Below are 15,268 nucleotides of genomic sequence, written 5' to 3' on the forward strand. Positions count from 1 at the left end.
TTTTCGGTCAGGGCCCACCGCGTTCCTCAGGCTGCCTCGGGCTCCGGGTCGGCGCTGCGCAGTATGTGCATGTCGTCACCGAAGACCGCGGAGATCTGAAGGTGGCCGCCGAGGGCCTGCACGTAACGGGCCAGAACCTCCACGGTCGACACATCACCGCCCTCGATCTGCGAGACCCGGCCCTTGGTGACACCCATCCGCTCAGCGACCTGCGCCTGCGACATGCCGATCGTCTTGCGCCGCTCGGCGAGGCGGTAGCCGTCGATGTAGGCCTGCGTCTGGCGCCGGGCCTCGGCGATCTTCTCCTCACCGCCCAACTCGGCGACGATCTCGGCGCGGACATCGGTCCAGTCGTGAAATCTGCTCATCGGTCGTCCTCCTCTCGGTCCGCCTCGCAACTCCTTCATGTTGTGCACCGCCGAGCCGTGAACCCGGTCGACCAGCGGCCGCCCGAGGGCCGGACCGAAATCGGCCAGCTGATCGATGGCAACGACTATCTGTGCGCGAGTGAGCCCATCCAGACCTCGTTGCCAGGCGCGGAACTCACTCGTAACGAAGATCTTCCATTCCTTCACGGCGAGGAGGATTAGTCAATGCTATACCCGGTCTGGCGGACACAGTGCGTGATCAGCCGATCGAGTGAGCGCGCAAGTCGGCGCCGACCCTGCCGGTGATGTGGTTGATCAGGTGCAGCATGTCCGGGCAGTAGACCGATGGGCTGCGGAAACCCGTCTCCGGGTGGAAACGGTGGGCGTAATGGCCGCCGCCGCAGATCGCCCGGACCGGGCAGGTGCGGCAGGTCGCGGCCAGCGCCCGCAACCCGATCTGACGCGCCACCACCCCCGGATGCTCCAGGGCCGCGTCGAACGGGTCGGACATCACCGACAAACCGGTGTCACACGCCCCGGGAAACGCCGACTTCAGCGAATCGGCCTGCTCGATCGCACCGTCGGTCTCCACCACCAGCACCGCGACCGGACTCAGCCCGGCCTGCTCGGAACTCCCCGCCCCGCCCAGAGCCAGCGCGATCAGATCGTCGAAGAGCCGGATGGCGGTCGGTTGCCGCGGGGCGTCATACCAACGGTCAAAAATCGAGATCAACCAATTGGCGTACGGGGTCGGCCCCGCCTCCCGCCCCGGCGGATCAACCCAGTTGGCATGCGGAAGCAACAGATCGATCATCGGCGGCCGATACGACACCAGCGTCTCGTAACACGCCACCGGATCAGTCGACGGATCCACCGTACACAGGATCCCGGCGAACGACGGATCGCCACTGAGCAGCCGCAACGCCCGATCGACGGCGCGGAAACTGCCCCGCCCGCCGGGCAGCCGCCGATGCCTGTCGTTGTCCGCGGCCGTCCCGTCCAGACTCACGCCGATCCCGACCTCGTGCACCCGCAACACGTCCAGAACGGCCTCGTCGAGCAACACCCCGTTGGTCTGCATCCGCACGTCCAGCCGGACGTCGCCGAGCGCGGCCCGGAAGTCGCCGATCAGCGTGCCCAGCCCGGCCGCCCCCATCAGCAGCGGCTCCCCACCGTGCAGCACCAGCCGCATCCACGGCAGATCATGGGCGCGGGCGTGCTCGGCCATCCGTTCGGCGGCGGCCAGCCAGGTGCCGCGGTCGATCACCCGCGGCCGGTCCCGCCAGCTCTGGTCCGCCATCGTGTAGACGTAGCAGTAGTCGCAGGCCAGATTGCACCGCTGATGGACCTTGAGAACCACCTCGCGGATCGGTGTCGGCCGCCATCCGCCGGTCCGCAGAGCCGGCACGTCGAGATCGGTCAGCGGCCACATCGGCCCATTGTCGCCGGACTGCGCTACAACATCCTGATGCGTCCCGAACCAGGCCAGCTGCTGCATTTCTCCGAAGACCCGTCGATCACGAGGTTCGTCCCGCACGTCGCGGCCACCGCCCAGCAGCCCGGGGCATACGTCTGGGCCGTCGACCACGATCGGGCCCCCGACTACTGGTTCCCCCGGCAGTGCCCGCGCGCGATGGCCTGGGTGCGGCCCGGCGCCACCACCGACGCCGACCGGGACCGGATCATCGGGGTGGGCTGCGGCGACCGGGTCCACGTGATCGAGTTCGCCTGGTGGGAGGCGATGCGGACCACGCGGCTGTACGCGTACCGCCTCCCCGCCGAGCCGTTCCGCCCGTTCGGGGAGCCGGAACCGCACGCGCACGTCGCCACCGAGCCGGTCGAGCCGCTCGGCCCGCCCGAACCCGCCGGTGACCTGATCGGATGTCACGCCGCCGCCGGTATCCAACTGCGGCTGGTCGACAACCTGTGGCCGTTCTGGGACCGGGTGATCGAGAGCTCGGCCGGGTTCAGTGGGATCAGGCTCCGGAACGCCCGCCCGCGCCCCGCTCCTCCTGCAGAAGTGCGGTGACCACCCGGGTCAGGGCCGCCTGGGCCGCCTCCACCGGCAGGTCCATCGCATCCCGCCAGGTCGACCAGGTCGGCCAGAGGCTGGCCGCGGTCAGCGCGTCCAGCAGGTTCTCGTCGTCGCCGATCTCGGGCGCGAAGGTGGTGGTCAACTCGTCCCGGACCCGGGCCACGTGCAGCCGTCGATAGTGCATCAGGCCGACCGAGAACGGCTCCTTCAGCGACGAGGCCCGCGCCGCCGGCCCGATCTCCTCCAGCAGCCGCGCCCGCTGACGGCAGAACTCCTCGATCCGGCCGGCCAGTGGCAGATCCGCCGGGATCGGCCGGTAGGACGCGTCCCGCTGCTCCAGGACACGCTGCCCACTGGCCGTCATCAGCGCCTCCATGTCGGCGAAGTGACTCCACAGCGCCCGCAGCGAGACCCCGGCCAGCTTGGCCACCCGGTCGGCGGTCGGGCGCAGGTCACCCTCGGAGATCAGCTGGAGGTGGGCGTCGATGATCGCGTTGCGGGTCCGTTCGGACCGTGCGGTACGACCGTCGACGCGTGGTGGTGTGGTCACGAACCACTCCGGTACCGCTTGAGCTCCCGATGCGCCAGCGACCGCTTGTGCACCTCGTCCGGCCCGTCGGCCAGCCGCAGCATCCGGGCGCTGGCCCAGATCCCGGCGAGCGGGGTGTCCTGACTGAGCCCGGCCGCCCCGTGGGTCTGGATCGCCTTGTCGAGAATCCACTCCACCGTGGACGGCACCGCGATCTTGATGGCCTGGATCTCGGTGTGCGCGCCCTTGTTGCCGACCGTGTCCATCAGCCAGGCCGCCTTGAGCACCAGCAGCCGGGACTGTTCGATCCGGACCCGGGACTCGGCGATCCAGTCCTGGATGACGCCCTGCTCGGCCAGGGTCTTGCCGAACGTGGTGCGAGCCAGCGCCCGCGTGCACATCAACTCGAGCGCCCGCTCGGCCATGCCGATCAGCCGCATGCAGTGGTGGATCCGGCCCGGACCGAGCCGGGCCTGGGAGATCGCGAACCCGCCGCCCTCGGTGCCGATCAGGTTGGCCGCCGGCACCCGCACGTTCTCGAAGATCAGCTCGGCGTGCCCGCCGTGGTCGCCGTCGGTGTAGCCCATCACCGTCATGCCGCGCTTGACCGTCAGCCCGGGGGTGTCGCGGGGCACCAGGACCTGGCTCTGCTGCACGTGCCGGGCGGCGTCCGGATCGGTCTTGCCCATCACGATGAAGATCCGGCAGTTCGGGTTCATCGCGCCGGTGATGTAGAACTTGTGCCCGTTGATGACGTAGTCGTCGCCGTCCCGTTCGATCCGGGTGCCGATGTTGGTGGCGTCCGACGAGGCCACCTGCGGCTCGGTCATCGCGAACGCCGACCGGATCTCACCCGCCAGCAGCGGCTTGAGCCACCTCTCCCGCTGTTCCGGCGTACCGAATTCGGCGAGCACCTCCATGTTCCCGGTGTCCGGGGCGGCGCAGTTGAGTGCGGGCGGGGCCACCGCCGGGCTGCGCCCGGTGATCTCGGCGAGCGGGGCGTACTGGAGATTGGTCAGCCCGGCGCCGTGCTCACCGGGCAGGAAGAGATTCCACAGGCCGGCCTCCTTCGCCGCCGTCTTCAGCGGGGCCAGCGCGGCCGGCGGCTCCCAGCCGTCCCCACCCGCGTGGAACTCGGCCTCGGCCGGATAGACGTGCTCGTCCATGAAGGCGAGCAGCCGTTTGCGGTAGTCCTCGGTCTTCGCGTCGTACTCGAAGTCCATCAGTGTCCTTCCAGCGCTCGATGGCCCTGCTCGACCAGGGCGGGCACCATCGCGCCCACCGTGTCGAAGCCGGAGCCGACCGTCTGGCCCTTGGTGTACCGGTAATGCACGCCCTCGAGGATGACGGCGAGTTTGAACGCGGCGAACGCCACGTACCAGTGCAGGTCACGGACGTCGCGCCCGCTCCGGGCGGCGTAGCGGGTGACCATCTCGTCCAGCGACGGATGCCCGGGGATGTCGATCGGGGCGATCGGCCGGCCGTCGTGCTCCAGCAGCGGACGGCCCGCGTAGACCAGCATCAGCGCCAGGTCGCTGAGCGGATCACCCAGGGTGGACATCTCCCAGTCGAGCACCGCGTTGACCCGCAGATCGTCGCTGATCAGCACGTTGTCCAGCCGGAAGTCGCCGTGCACGACGGTGCCCGACCCGCCGGCCGGGATGTCGATGGCCAGCCGGGCGTGCAACTCCTCGATGCCGGACAACTCCCGGCTGCGGGACGCGTCGAGCTGCTGCTTCCAGCGCCGGACCTGCCGCGCGTTGAACCCCTCGGGGCGGCCGAAGTCACCCAGCCCGATCGCCGCCGGATCCAGCGCGTGCAGGTCGGCGAGCGTGTCCACCAGGGTCAGTGTCAGCGCCCGGAAATCGACCTTCTCGATCATCGCGGCATCCCGGAAGATCGTGCCGTCGACGTGCTCCATCAGGTAGAACGGCGTCCCGATCACCTCGATGTCGGTGCACAGCCGCACCGGCCGTGGCACCGGGAAGCCGGCCGCCGACAGCGCGGCGAGGACCTTGTGCTCACGGGCCATGTCGTGGGCGGTGGGCAGTACGTGCCCCAGCGGGGGCCGGCGCAGCACCCAGCGGTGGGTGCCGTCGGTGACCGCGTAGGTCAGGTTCGACCGGCCGCCCGCGAACATCGTCCCGGTCAACGGCGGACTGTCCAGATAGGCCTGGAGCCGTTCCAGGTCGAGGCCCTTCACTTCTGCTCGAATCCGCGCTGGAGTTTGTTCATGCCACCCAGCCAACGGTCCGGATCGCTCGCGCGCAAGCGGTAGTACCCCTCGACTTCCGGGTGCGGAAGGATCAGGAAGCCGGTGCCCTCCAAAGCCCCGGCGACCACCTCGGCGACCGCCGCCGGCTCCAGGGCGCCCTCGGACAGCAGTGCGGCCGCCCCGCTGTCCCGGTTGTCGCCCCGGGTCAGCATGTCGGTGCGGACACCCTGCGGGCACAGAGCCTGGACGATCAGACCCCGATGCGCGTACGTGGCCCGCAGCCACTCGGCGTACGCCAGAGCCGCGTGCTTCGTCACCGAGTAGGTCGCACTGCCCAGCAGGGTCAGCAGCCCGGCCGCGCTGACCGTGATCAGCAACCGTTTCGGTTCCCCGCCGTCCAGCCAGCGGGGCAGCAGCGCCCGGCTCACGTAGACGTGTGACATCACGTTGACCCCGAAGTCACGCTGCCACTGGTCGTCGGGTGTCGTCTGGTCCCCGGCCGACAGCACTCCGGCGTTCGAGCAGAACAGATCGATCCCGCCCAGCTCGGCCCACGCGCTGTCGACCAGGTGTGCCACGTCCTGCTCACGGCCCGCGTCGCCGGGAATCGCGATCCCGCCGATCTCCCCGGCGACGGTCCGGGCCGCCTCGGCGCTCAGATCGTTGACCACGACCCGGGCGCCGTCCGCGGCGAACCGCCGAGCCAGAGCGGCCCCGATCCCACTGCCCGCCCCGGTGACCACGACCCGCTTCATCGCCGACCTCCGGCCGTCGTCCACCGTCGCCCTCTCGCCGGGCAGCTCCGGCCGGCCCTCGCCGGGAGGCCCGGGCCCGCGCTCGCGTCAGGTTGCGGTCGATTCCTCACTGGACGGCCCCGGTCAGTGTCAGGCCGCCGTCGATCACGATCGTCTGCCCGGTGATCCAGGCGGCGTCGGGGGAGCAGAGGAACGCCACCGCCCCGGCGACGTCACCGGTGTCTCCCAGCCTCTGGAGCGGATAGGTGGCCGCCACCTCCGCCTCCCGCCCCTCGAAGAGCGCGGTGGCGAACCGGGTCTTCACCACCGCCGGGGCGACCGCGTTGACCCGGATCTTCGGGGCCAGTTCGACCGCGAGCTCCTCGGTGAGGTGGATCAGCGCGGCTTTGGTGGTGCCGTAGAACGCGATCCCCGGCGCGGGCCGGACCCCGGAGACCGAGGAGATGTTGACGATCGAGCCGCCGGTTTCGGCCAGGCCCCCGCGCAGGGCCTCCTGGACCCAGCCGAGCGTGCCGATCAGGTTGACCTCGGCCATCTTGCGGGCGGCGTTGAGGTCGATGCTGGCCAGCGGCCCGTACGCCGGATTGATCCCGATGTTGTTGACCAGGGTGGTGACCGGCCCGAACCGCTCCCGGACCGTGTCGATCACCGTGCTCCGGTGCCCGGCGTCGTCGCCCTTGCCGGCCACGCCGAGGGCCACCTCGGGGCCGCCGAGTTCCTTCACCGCGGCCTCGAGAGCGTCGGCGTCCCGGCCGGTGATGGCGACCCGGACGCCCTGGGCGACGAAGCGTTGCGCGATGGCGAACCCGATTCCCCGGCTCGCTCCGGTCACGATTGCTACCTGGTCAGCCATCGCCCAACCTCCTGGAGTCATGTTTTTGCAGTCTAAGTGCAGATATTACGCGGCCGGCACGCCGTTCGCCGGTGGTGTCACGGGCTGGCCCTGATACGGCGTGACCGGCCCGTCGTTGTCGTCGGTGGTGTAGGGAGTGCCGAAATACACGGCCTTGCCGTCCTCCACCCTGGTGAGCTGCTGTCCCGCGTACCCCGAGTGATCCTGCGCGGAGAATCGCAGCGGCACCAGACCCGGGCCCTGGAAACCGTTCGCCCGCACCGCTTCGATGATCTTGTCGCGGGTCAGGTCCTTACCCGCGGCCTGGAGCGCTTGCGTGAAGAGATAGCCGACCGACATGCCGTAGACGACGTTGTTGTCGAATTCGGCGTTGCCGTTGTGCTCCGCGTTGACCTTCCGGAACAGCTGGATCCAGGGGTTGGCCTCGTCGGTGTTCAGCGGCAGGTAGTTGGCCGCCACCAGACCCTCCATCAGGGGCGCGGCGGCACCCAGCGTCTTCCCGACGGTGGTCGGGTCGGCGCCGACGTTACTGACGACGAACTGTGGTTTGAAGGCAATCTTCGCAGCGGTACCGATCGATAGGGCAGTGAAACCGGGCACAGTCGCCAGCAGGACCACCTCGCACCCGGCCGCCTTCAGCGCGCCCATCTGCGGGCCGACGTTCGGATTGCTGGTCACGTAGCTCTCCTTGGCCGTGACCTGGCCGAGGACCTTCTCGATGCCGGCCAGGCTGTCCCGGCCGAAGTCGTCGTCCTGGCCGAGGAAGCAGGACTTCTTCCCGGCCAGGTTCTCCTTCACGTACGTCCCGAGGATCTTGCCCTCGACGGTGTAGTCCGGGTTGAAGCCGAAGGTCCCCGGATACTTGTCCGGCTGGTTCCAGCTCCGGCTGCCGCTGGCCACGAACAGGTCGGGCACCCGGTTGGTCTTGAGGAAGTCGAGCACGCCGGTGTGGGTGGGCGTGCCGAGGCCGTTGATGATCGCGAACACCTTGTCCTGCAACACCAGCTCACGGACCACGGTCTGGGTGTTCGCCGGGTTGTACCCGTCATCCTTGATCTTGTACGTGATCGTGCGGCCGTGGACGCCGCCGTTCGCGTTGACGAAGTCGAAGTAGGCCTTGGTGGCCGGCGCGATCTTCGAATATCCGGCCGCGGCCGGCCCGGTCAGCGGCATGTGGGTGCCGACCGCCACCTCGGTGTCGGTCACGCCCGGCACGTCGGCGCCGCTCGCCCCGCCGCCCCCGCCGTCACTACAGCCCGCGGAGGCGAGCAGCACGACGGCCAGAGCAGCTGTCACGGTACGTTTCATCGATTCCTCCCGAACAATCTATTTGTGATACGGATCGATGCGAGGCCGCCCGGGGCGGCGAGCATGACGACGACGAGCACCACGCCGAACACCACGAGCGCGAGGTTGCCCTCCAGCCGCTGCGAACCGGTCGACTCGCCGACCGACTGGGACAGGGCCGGCAGCGCCACCAGCAGGACCGCGCCCCACAACGCCCCGAACAGGCTGCCCAGGCCGCCGATCACGATGGCCATCAGCAGGAAGAGCGAGAGCGTCAGCGGGAACGCGCCGGGCGACACACTCTGCGCCAGCACCGCGAACAGGCTGCCGGCGACGCCGGCGCAGGCGGCGCTCACCACGAACGCCAGCACCTGGGTACGCGCCACGTCGACCCCGGCGAGCCGTGCGGCGGTCTCGTCGTCCCGGACCGCACGCAGGTCCCGCCCGAACCGGCCGCGTACCAGCAACGCCAGCAGCAGCACCACGATCAGGGCCGCACCCCAGCACAGCCACGCCTGCCACTGCTCCATCGGCACCGTCTCCGGCGGCGGGTCCAGCGCCACCGACAACCCCTGGTCGCTGTTGAACGTCTCGTCGAACGTGCTGGTCACCGACGGCACCACGGTTGCGACGGCCAGCGTCAGGCCGGCCAGATAGGGCCCGCGCAACCGGGCCGCGGCCAGGCCGATCACCGCCCCCGCCGCGGTCGTCGCCAGCACCGCGACCACGAAGCTCAGCGGCAGGTTCAGGAACCTGTTCTGGGTCAGCGCGAGCGTGTAGGCGCCGGTCGCCATCAGGGCGCCGTGCCCGAGCGAGAGCTGCCCGTTGAGCCCGGTCAGGACGGTCAGGCCAGCGGTCACGCAGAGGTAGGCGCCGACCGTGGCCAGCTGGTAGTTGCGGAACGGCGGCAACAGATAGGTCAGCACGATCACCAGCACCGCGGCACCCGCGACCACGAGCACCGGATGCGGGCGCCGGCGCTTCGGCGCGAGCAGCCCCAGCCCGGTCACGGTCGTCGTCTTCGCGGTTCGCACGTCGGTCATGCCACCCTCGCCTTCGAACTGGAGAAGAGGCCACCGGGCCGACCGAGCAGCACCACGACCAGCAGGGTGAGAACGGCCATCGGAGCGACGGTGGCGTCGACATAACCGCTGACGTACGACAGCAGCAGCCCCACCACGAGCCCACCGGCCACGGCCCCGATCGGACTGTCCAGTCCACCCACGACGGCCGCCGTGAACGCCGACACGAACACCACGTCCATGGCCGTCGGGTGCACACCCAGCTCGGTGGGGACGACGAGCATCCCGGCCAGCGAGCCCACCGCCGCGGCCAGCGCCCAGCCCAGCGTCAGCATGCCGCCGACCGAGACACCGAGCAGCCGGGACACGTCCGGGGCGAAGGCCGCCGCCCGCATCCGCAACCCCACCGCCGTACGCGTGAAGAGCAGCGTCAAAGCCACCACCACCGCACCCACCGCGGCGAACACGAACAGGTCGTAGCGGGACAGCAGCGCGACCCCGCCCACCTCGAACGCGTCCCGGCTGAACGGGGTCCGCACCGGCTGGTACTCGTTGCCGTAGGCGATGCCCAGCACACCCTGGATGATCAGCACCAGGCCGAGCGCCACCACCACCCCGTTGAGCGGCGACGAGTGGTCCACGAACCGCATCACCACCCGCTCGACGGTGACGCCCAGCACCAGCCCGGTCAGCAGGGCCACGCCGAACCCGAGCCAGTACGACCCGGTCGCGTTCGTCACCGACCAGGCGACGTAGACGGCCGCCACCGCCATCGCCCCCTGCGCGAAGTTGACGATCCGTGCCGCCCGCCAGATCAGCACGAGTGCCAGCGCGAACGCCGCGTACACCAGCCCGCGGCTCAGCCCGTCGAAGGTCAGATAGATGAATTGACCCATCAGAACCCCAAGTACGCGTGACGGAGATCGGTGTCGTCGCGCAGCGCCGCCGCCCGGTTGCGGGTGACCACCCGGCCCAGCGCCAGCACCACACCCTCGTCGGCGACGGAGAGCGCGCTGCGCACGTTCTGCTCGACCAGCAGCACCGCCAGTCCGGTGCGATCCCGCAGGTCCCGCAGCAGGGCCATGATCTGGGCGGTCACTTTCGGTGCGAGCCCCAGGGACGGCTCGTCGAGCAGCAACAGCCGTGGCCGGGCGATCAGCGCCCGGCCCAGCGCGAGCATCTGCCGCTCGCCGCCGGAGAGCTGATGCCCGGCGAACGAACGGCGCTGCGCCAGCGGCGGGAACAGCTCGTACACCTCACCGAGTGCCTTACGCGTGTCCGCCCGGTCGCGTCGCCACAGGCCACCGAGCCGTAGGTTCTCCTCCACGGTCAGTTCGGTGACCACGCCACGGCCCTCGGGGACGTGGGCGATACCGCGGCGCACCAGATGCTCCACTCTGGTGCCGGTCAGGTCGGCGCCGTCCAGGGCGACCCGGCCCCGGGACGACCGGACCAGGCCGGACAGCGTACGCAGAAGGGTGGTCTTGCCGGCCCCGTTCGCCCCGAGAACGGCCACGATCTCGCCCGGCCGGACAGTGAGATCCACATCGTGCAGAACCGGTGCGGCGCCATACCCGGCGGTCAGGCCCTCGACCTCCAGAAGCGCGCCGCTCATCGCGGTTCTCCCGGCCGAACGGGAGTGCGGGTGATCATCGGTGATCCTCCTTCGGGGCCCTTCCCGGCTGTGCCGAGGAAGCCGGTGATGACCGGCTTTCCGGATATGGGAATTCCTAAATCGAAACTTTGCGGACAAATAGCCCGGTCCGGGGCGTGGGACTTCCCGGACGTGTTCCATCCGTGACGCTGTTGGCTCGTGGCGCTGTTGGCTCGTGGCGCTGTTAGCTCGTGACGCTGTTGGCTCGTGACTCCGTCTGCGGTGACGCGGTGTCTCCCGGAAGCGGCCCCGGCCGGGCGTGATCCGGTCCGGACGCGGTTCCGTCGAGTCCAGGCTCGACCCGGACGCGGTTCCCTCCAGTCCTGGCTCCGCCCGGACGCGATTCCTTCCAGTTCTGGTCCAGTTGGGACGCGGTTCCTCCGGATGAGCCTCTCGCCGGACCCGGTTTCGTTCGGATGGACTTCTCTCCGGACGCGGTTCGCTCCGGATGTGAGAAGGCGAGGCCGTGTGGCCCCTATCGCTGAGAGCGGTGGAGAAGCCTGGTCAGGCCGCTACGCCGAGATAGGCCTCGGTGACCTTGGGGTTGTCACTGATCTCGCGTGGGCTGCCGAGCGCGATCGGCTTGCCGAAATCGAGCACCAGGACCTCGTCGCAGACCGACATCACCAGATCCATGTGATGCTCGACCAGCAGAACGGTGGTGCCGACCTCGGTGATCAGGGTGCCGAGCCAGCGGATCTCGTCGGCGTCCAGCCCGCCGGCCGGTTCGTCGAGCATCAGGATGCGTGGTTTCGCCACCAGGGCACGGGCCAGCTCGATCCGCTTGCGGATCGCATATGGCAGCGCGCCGGGGCGAGCTGTCGCGTAGTGGTCGACGCCGCAGCGCTCCAGGGCGATACGCGCCTCCCGCTCGGCATGCCGATGCCGGGCGGCGACCATCACGTTCTCCAGGACGGTCATGCCGCCGAACTGACCGACACCCTGAAGGGTCCGCGAGATCCCGAGCCGGTTGAGATGGTGCGGCCGGGGGCGCCATGGCTTGCCGTCGAGTGTCAGCGAGCCGGTGGTCGGCTGGACGAATCCGCAGATGACGTTGAAAAGGGTGGTCTTGCCCGCGCCGTTCGGGCCGATGACGCCCACGATCCGGCCCGGCGCCACATCCAGCGAGACGGTGTCGAGTGCGGTCAGGCCGCCGAAGCGGACGGTGATGTCGTGGAGTGCCAACTGTGTGAGCGGGGGTTCTGTTGACATGGCTGCCTCGCCGGACCGGTGGAAGTCCTGTGTGGGAGATGGAGCCTCAACTATTTACACTTGGAGTGTAACTTTCTCGACGGACTCGTCAACCACTTGCGATGTCCCTGTTGCGGGCCGGTTTTCTCAAGCCACTCCGGCCGGCCGGAACTGCACGCTGACCCGTGGCCCGACCGCGCGTGCGGTCTTCGGAACGGCGTGCTCCCAGGTGCGCTGACAGGAGCCGCCCATCACGATCAGGTCGCCGTGCCCGAGCGGGAATCGCAGGGTGTGGTGCCCGCCGGCGCGTGGTCGCAGCAACAGGTTGCGTGGTGAGCCGAACGAGACGATCGCGACCATGGTGTCCTCGGTGGCGGAGCGGCCGATGGTGTCACCGTGCCAGGCCACGCTGTCGCGACCGTCGCGATAGAGGCACATGCCCGCGGTCGTGAACTCCTCGCCGAGCTCGGCAGCGTAATGACGGTTCAGCTCGGCTCTCGCCGCGGTCAGCGCCGGGTGCGGCAACGGCTCTGGAGCACCGAACCATCGCAGCAGCCGTGGGACGTCGACGACGTCGTCATACATCCGTCGCCGCTCGGCACGCCAGTCGATGCCGAGCAGGGTCTCGAAGACCGCGTCGGATCCGTGCAGCCACCCGGGGAGCACGTCGACCCAGGCGCCCGCGGTGAGCTGGTGCCGGGTGAGGCGGCCGCTCAGTGAAGCGAGCGCCGCACCCGGCCCGGTCGCCATACCTGGTCCGGCGACAGCAACCGGTCCGGCTGCCGCACCCGACGGTGCGGGTTGGTCCAGCAGGAAGGGCTGGTCTAGCAGGGAAGGCTGGTAAGCGCTGGTCATGCCGCCATGTTAGTACTGGCGTTCGATTTCGGCGGGCGCCGATTCCGGGTCTGTGGATAACTTTTCCGGCGTCTGCGCCCCTGTGGACAACGGGTCGGCCGCCTCCGGATTCGTGGCAGGCTTCGGACGCAACACCGCGGCGGCCAGCACCGCCGCCGCGATCCCACCCACCACGCCCACGAGAGAGGTGACCGCGATGGCATCGACGAAAGCGGCCCGCGCCGCGTCCGCCAGCCCGCCGTCCCCGGTCGCCGTGGCGACCCCCAGTGCCTCGCCGAGGGAGTCCCGTGCCGGCCCGGTCGTGCCGTCCGGCATCGCGGCGCGATACGCGGTGGTCAGCACACTGCCCAGGATCGCCACGCTGAGTGCCGTCCCCACCTGCTGCACCGTGTCGTTGACCGCTGATCCGACTCCGGCTCGTTCCGGGGGCAGCGCTCCGAGCAGGGTCCCGACCGCAGCCGGCGCGGCCGTGCCGCTGCCCATGCCGATGATCACCAATGCGGCGGCGAGCTTCAGATAGCCGTCCCGCGGATCGAGCGACGCGAGGATCCCGAACCCGCCCGCGACCAGTAGCAAGCCGGCCGACAGCGCGACCCGGGCGCCGAATCGTTTGTCGACCACCACGCCAACACCGTTGAAGATCATCGTTGTCACGATCATCGGAATGAAGGCCGCACCCGCCTTGATCGGCTCGTAGCCGAGAACGAACTGGAGGTATTGCGTGATCGCCAGCATCACTCCACCGGCCGAGAAGGACAGCAGCACGAGCGACAGGCTGGCGCCCCGGAAGTCGCGGTTGCCGAAAAGCTGTAGTGGCAGCATCGGCTCGGGGGTCTTGCGCTCCCACAGGACGAAAGCTGTGATGGCGGTCAGCGCGATGACAAATCCGCCGCCGGTCCGAAGCGACTCCCAGCCGTGTTCGGGAGCCGAGATCACGCCCCAGACCAGAGCGGTCATGCCGATCGTGGAGAGCAGCGCGCCCACCGTGTCGGGGCGTGTGGCCGGGCCCTTCGACTCGGGGATGAAGATCAGGGCGGCCAGCAGGCCCAAGGCGGCGATCGGGAGGTTGAGCAGGAAGACCGAACCCCACCAGAAGTGCTCCAGGAGCAGGCCGCCCAGCGTCGGTCCGCCGAGGGCGCCGAGCATGAGCACTGAGCTCCAGATCGCGATGGCCTTCTTGCGCTCCTCGTCGTCGAAGACCGTGGTGAGGATGGCCAGGGTGCCCGGCATCAGGAAGGCGGCTCCGAGACCCATCAGCCCGCGGACCGCGATCAGCTGCCCGGGGGTCTCGCAGACGGTGGCGAGCGCGGAGGCGCCACCGAAGATGACCAGGCCGACGACCAGGCCGAGACGCCGGCCGTGCCGATCGGACAGGCTGCCGGCGGTGAGCAGCACACCGGCGAAGACCAGGATGTAGGCGTCGATGATCCACTGGATGTCGGCGGTGCTCGCGCCCAGATCCCGGATGAGCGCCGGGATGGCGATGTTCAGCACCATGTTGTCCACGACCACGACCAGCAGGCTCAAACAGAGCACACCAAGGATCAGCCAGCGTCGCGGATGACGTTCGGCCATTGAGATTCCTCTCTCGTACGGCGTTCGACAGAGCTCGAACACCGTACCAGTGGACTCGAACGGTGTGCGATCCCCTTTAGGATGGCGTCATGCCCGATTTCACCGACTCGGTGTGGACCCGACCCGCTCGTACCCGCACCGGGCAGCCCACCCTCAGCCGGGAGCAGATCGTCCGCTCCGCGATCGAACTGCTCGACGCCGAGGGTGCGACCGGCCTGAGCATGCGACGACTCGGCGCCCGGCTCGGCTCCGGTGCCACCTCGCTCTACTGGCACGTCGCCACCAAGGACGACCTGCTCGAACTGGCCGTCGACGAGGTGATGGGCGAGGTTTATGTGCCCGAGGCCGGTGACGCGCCCTGGCGGGTCGGCATCTCGGTGATGGCCAACGGCATCCGGTCGATGCTGCTGCGGCATCCCTGGGTGATCGGCCTGCTCGGAGTCCGGCCCACCATCGGGCCGAACGTGCTGAGGATGAGCAATCGGACCGTCGCGCTGTTCTCCGCGGCGGGCTTCCGTGGTCCGGATCTGTCCCACGCGAGTTCGCTTATCACCGCGCATGTGATCGGCTCGGCCACCACCGAGGCGGCCGTCGCCTCGGCGGTCCGGCGCTCCGGGCAGCCGGCGGCCGATCTGCGGGCCAGCCTGCAGCCCTATATGGAGAAGGTCGCCCGGGAGCACCCTGAGTACGACAGTTGGCGACAGGAGGACGGTGTCGCCGAGATGCGCCCGGATGAGGTGTTCGCGCAGAGCTTCGAGTTCGGCCTGGAGCGGATCCTCGACGGCCTCGATCTCTGGTTGGCCGCGCAGCGAGAGGAGGACCGAAAGGGCTGAGAGCGGCGATGGCGGAGAGGGCTGGGAGGGCCGGGAGTTGCAGAACCGCGCGGGCCGGGAGCGGCAGGACTGAGCTGGCCGGGAGCGGCAGGACTG

17 protein-coding genes are annotated in these 15,268 nt (G+C 69.4%); 3 read left to right on the plus strand and 14 right to left on the minus strand.

Annotation, left to right across the window (positions count from 1 at the left end):
- Positions 1–26 precede the first annotated feature (26 nt).
- Entirely contained in the window at positions 27–368 is a 342-nt protein-coding gene (locus ACQ0O7_RS06680; protein WP_430780865.1) for a helix-turn-helix domain-containing protein, read from the minus strand.
- A 57-nt stretch (positions 369–425) separates the two neighbouring features.
- Between ACQ0O7_RS06680 and ACQ0O7_RS06685 the strand changes: the two genes are divergently transcribed.
- Complete coding sequence (locus ACQ0O7_RS06685; RefSeq protein WP_430780866.1) at positions 426–590, plus strand: hypothetical protein; 165 nt, start codon at positions 426–428, stop codon at positions 588–590.
- A gap of 37 nt (positions 591–627) precedes the next feature.
- Here the strand turns inward: ACQ0O7_RS06685 and ACQ0O7_RS06690 are convergent, their stop codons facing one another.
- Complete coding sequence (locus ACQ0O7_RS06690; protein ID WP_430780867.1) at positions 628–1,800, minus strand: FxsB family cyclophane-forming radical SAM/SPASM peptide maturase; 1,173 nt, start codon at positions 1,798–1,800, stop codon at positions 628–630.
- Between the two features lie 36 nt (positions 1,801–1,836).
- Between ACQ0O7_RS06690 and ACQ0O7_RS06695 the strand changes: the two genes are divergently transcribed.
- Entirely contained in the window at positions 1,837–2,397 is a 561-nt protein-coding gene (locus ACQ0O7_RS06695; RefSeq protein WP_430780868.1) for a DUF6886 family protein, read from the plus strand.
- On the opposite strand, the gene ACQ0O7_RS06700 is transcribed toward ACQ0O7_RS06695, so the two are convergent.
- The 12 genes from ACQ0O7_RS06700 to ACQ0O7_RS06755 all read right to left on the minus strand — a co-directional run bounded on the left by ACQ0O7_RS06700 (position 2,345) and on the right by ACQ0O7_RS06755 (position 14,339).
- Positions 2,345–2,953 carry a TetR/AcrR family transcriptional regulator gene (locus ACQ0O7_RS06700; RefSeq protein ID WP_430780869.1) on the minus strand — a complete coding sequence of 203 codons (609 nt, stop codon included), beginning with the start codon at positions 2,951–2,953 and terminating at the stop codon, positions 2,345–2,347. The genes ACQ0O7_RS06695 and ACQ0O7_RS06700 overlap by 53 nt on opposite strands.
- Entirely contained in the window at positions 2,950–4,155 is a 1,206-nt protein-coding gene (locus tag ACQ0O7_RS06705; RefSeq protein WP_430780870.1) for an acyl-CoA dehydrogenase family protein, read from the minus strand. The genes ACQ0O7_RS06700 and ACQ0O7_RS06705 overlap by 4 nt, the downstream gene beginning before the upstream one ends.
- A complete protein-coding gene (locus ACQ0O7_RS06710; protein WP_430780871.1) occupies positions 4,155–5,135 on the minus strand; it encodes a phosphotransferase family protein in 981 nt (326 codons plus the stop codon). The genes ACQ0O7_RS06705 and ACQ0O7_RS06710 overlap by 1 nt, the downstream gene beginning before the upstream one ends.
- A complete protein-coding gene (locus ACQ0O7_RS06715; RefSeq protein WP_430780872.1) occupies positions 5,132–5,902 on the minus strand; it encodes an SDR family oxidoreductase in 771 nt (256 codons plus the stop codon). The genes ACQ0O7_RS06710 and ACQ0O7_RS06715 overlap by 4 nt, the downstream gene beginning before the upstream one ends.
- A 106-nt stretch (positions 5,903–6,008) precedes the next feature.
- A complete protein-coding gene (locus ACQ0O7_RS06720) occupies positions 6,009–6,755 on the minus strand; it encodes an SDR family oxidoreductase (protein WP_430780873.1) in 747 nt (248 codons plus the stop codon).
- A gap of 45 nt (positions 6,756–6,800) precedes the next feature.
- Positions 6,801–8,063: an ABC transporter substrate-binding protein gene (locus tag ACQ0O7_RS06725; RefSeq protein WP_430780874.1), complete on the minus strand. Its 1,263-nt coding sequence runs from the start codon at positions 8,061–8,063 to the stop codon at positions 6,801–6,803.
- Positions 8,060–9,085 carry a branched-chain amino acid ABC transporter permease gene (locus ACQ0O7_RS06730; protein WP_430780875.1) on the minus strand — a complete coding sequence of 342 codons (1,026 nt, stop codon included), beginning with the start codon at positions 9,083–9,085 and terminating at the stop codon, positions 8,060–8,062. Before ACQ0O7_RS06730 ends, ACQ0O7_RS06725 begins: the two co-directional genes overlap by 4 nt.
- The gene (locus ACQ0O7_RS06735) at positions 9,082–9,960 is read right to left on the minus strand and encodes a branched-chain amino acid ABC transporter permease (RefSeq protein WP_430780876.1); all 879 of its coding nucleotides are present in this window, start codon (positions 9,958–9,960) and stop codon (positions 9,082–9,084) included. Before ACQ0O7_RS06735 ends, ACQ0O7_RS06730 begins: the two co-directional genes overlap by 4 nt.
- Entirely contained in the window at positions 9,960–10,679 is a 720-nt protein-coding gene (locus ACQ0O7_RS06740; RefSeq protein ID WP_430780877.1) for an ABC transporter ATP-binding protein, read from the minus strand. Before ACQ0O7_RS06740 ends, ACQ0O7_RS06735 begins: the two co-directional genes overlap by 1 nt.
- Before the next feature lie 543 nt (positions 10,680–11,222).
- Positions 11,223–11,930 carry an ABC transporter ATP-binding protein gene (locus ACQ0O7_RS06745; protein ID WP_430780878.1) on the minus strand — a complete coding sequence of 236 codons (708 nt, stop codon included), beginning with the start codon at positions 11,928–11,930 and terminating at the stop codon, positions 11,223–11,225.
- A gap of 126 nt (positions 11,931–12,056) precedes the next feature.
- Positions 12,057–12,764 carry an alpha-ketoglutarate-dependent dioxygenase AlkB gene (locus ACQ0O7_RS06750; protein WP_430780879.1) on the minus strand — a complete coding sequence of 236 codons (708 nt, stop codon included), beginning with the start codon at positions 12,762–12,764 and terminating at the stop codon, positions 12,057–12,059.
- A 9-nt stretch (positions 12,765–12,773) separates the two neighbouring features.
- Positions 12,774–14,339 carry an MFS transporter gene (locus ACQ0O7_RS06755; RefSeq protein WP_430780880.1) on the minus strand — a complete coding sequence of 522 codons (1,566 nt, stop codon included), beginning with the start codon at positions 14,337–14,339 and terminating at the stop codon, positions 12,774–12,776.
- 89 nt (positions 14,340–14,428) lie between these two features.
- Between ACQ0O7_RS06755 and ACQ0O7_RS06760 the strand changes: the two genes are divergently transcribed.
- A complete protein-coding gene (locus ACQ0O7_RS06760; RefSeq protein ID WP_430780881.1) occupies positions 14,429–15,172 on the plus strand; it encodes a TetR/AcrR family transcriptional regulator in 744 nt (247 codons plus the stop codon).
- The last annotated feature ends 96 nt before the right edge of the window (positions 15,173–15,268 follow it).

The organism is Actinoplanes sp. G11-F43, assembly GCF_050589265.1.
Lineage (GTDB): Bacteria > Actinomycetota > Actinomycetes > Mycobacteriales > Micromonosporaceae > Actinoplanes.

Bases quoted from the DNA above. Each gene is read 5' to 3' on its own strand.
- ACQ0O7_RS06680 (WP_430780865.1), bottom strand. From the start codon at position 368: ATGAGCAGATTTCACGACTGGACCGATGTCCGCGCCGAGATCGTCGCC.
- ACQ0O7_RS06690 (WP_430780867.1), bottom strand. From the start codon at position 1,800: ATGTGGCCGCTGACCGATCTCGACGTGCCGGCTCTGCGGACCGGCGGA.
- ACQ0O7_RS06695 (WP_430780868.1), top strand. From the start codon at position 1,837: ATGCGTCCCGAACCAGGCCAGCTGCTGCATTTCTCCGAAGACCCGTCG.
- ACQ0O7_RS06705 (WP_430780870.1), bottom strand. From the start codon at position 4,155: ATGGACTTCGAGTACGACGCGAAGACCGAGGACTACCGCAAACGGCTG.
- ACQ0O7_RS06715 (WP_430780872.1), bottom strand. From the start codon at position 5,902: ATGAAGCGGGTCGTGGTCACCGGGGCGGGCAGTGGGATCGGGGCCGCT.
- ACQ0O7_RS06720 (WP_430780873.1), bottom strand. From the start codon at position 6,755: ATGGCTGACCAGGTAGCAATCGTGACCGGAGCGAGCCGGGGAATCGGG.
- ACQ0O7_RS06725 (WP_430780874.1), bottom strand. From the start codon at position 8,063: ATGAAACGTACCGTGACAGCTGCTCTGGCCGTCGTGCTGCTCGCCTCC.
- ACQ0O7_RS06730 (WP_430780875.1), bottom strand. From the start codon at position 9,085: ATGACCGACGTGCGAACCGCGAAGACGACGACCGTGACCGGGCTGGGG.
- ACQ0O7_RS06735 (WP_430780876.1), bottom strand. From the start codon at position 9,960: ATGGGTCAATTCATCTATCTGACCTTCGACGGGCTGAGCCGCGGGCTG.
- ACQ0O7_RS06740 (WP_430780877.1), bottom strand. From the start codon at position 10,679: ATGAGCGGCGCGCTTCTGGAGGTCGAGGGCCTGACCGCCGGGTATGGC.
- ACQ0O7_RS06745 (WP_430780878.1), bottom strand. From the start codon at position 11,930: ATGTCAACAGAACCCCCGCTCACACAGTTGGCACTCCACGACATCACC.
- ACQ0O7_RS06750 (WP_430780879.1), bottom strand. From the start codon at position 12,764: ATGACCAGCGCTTACCAGCCTTCCCTGCTAGACCAGCCCTTCCTGCTG.
- ACQ0O7_RS06755 (WP_430780880.1), bottom strand. From the start codon at position 14,339: ATGGCCGAACGTCATCCGCGACGCTGGCTGATCCTTGGTGTGCTCTGT.
- ACQ0O7_RS06760 (WP_430780881.1), top strand. From the start codon at position 14,429: ATGCCCGATTTCACCGACTCGGTGTGGACCCGACCCGCTCGTACCCGC.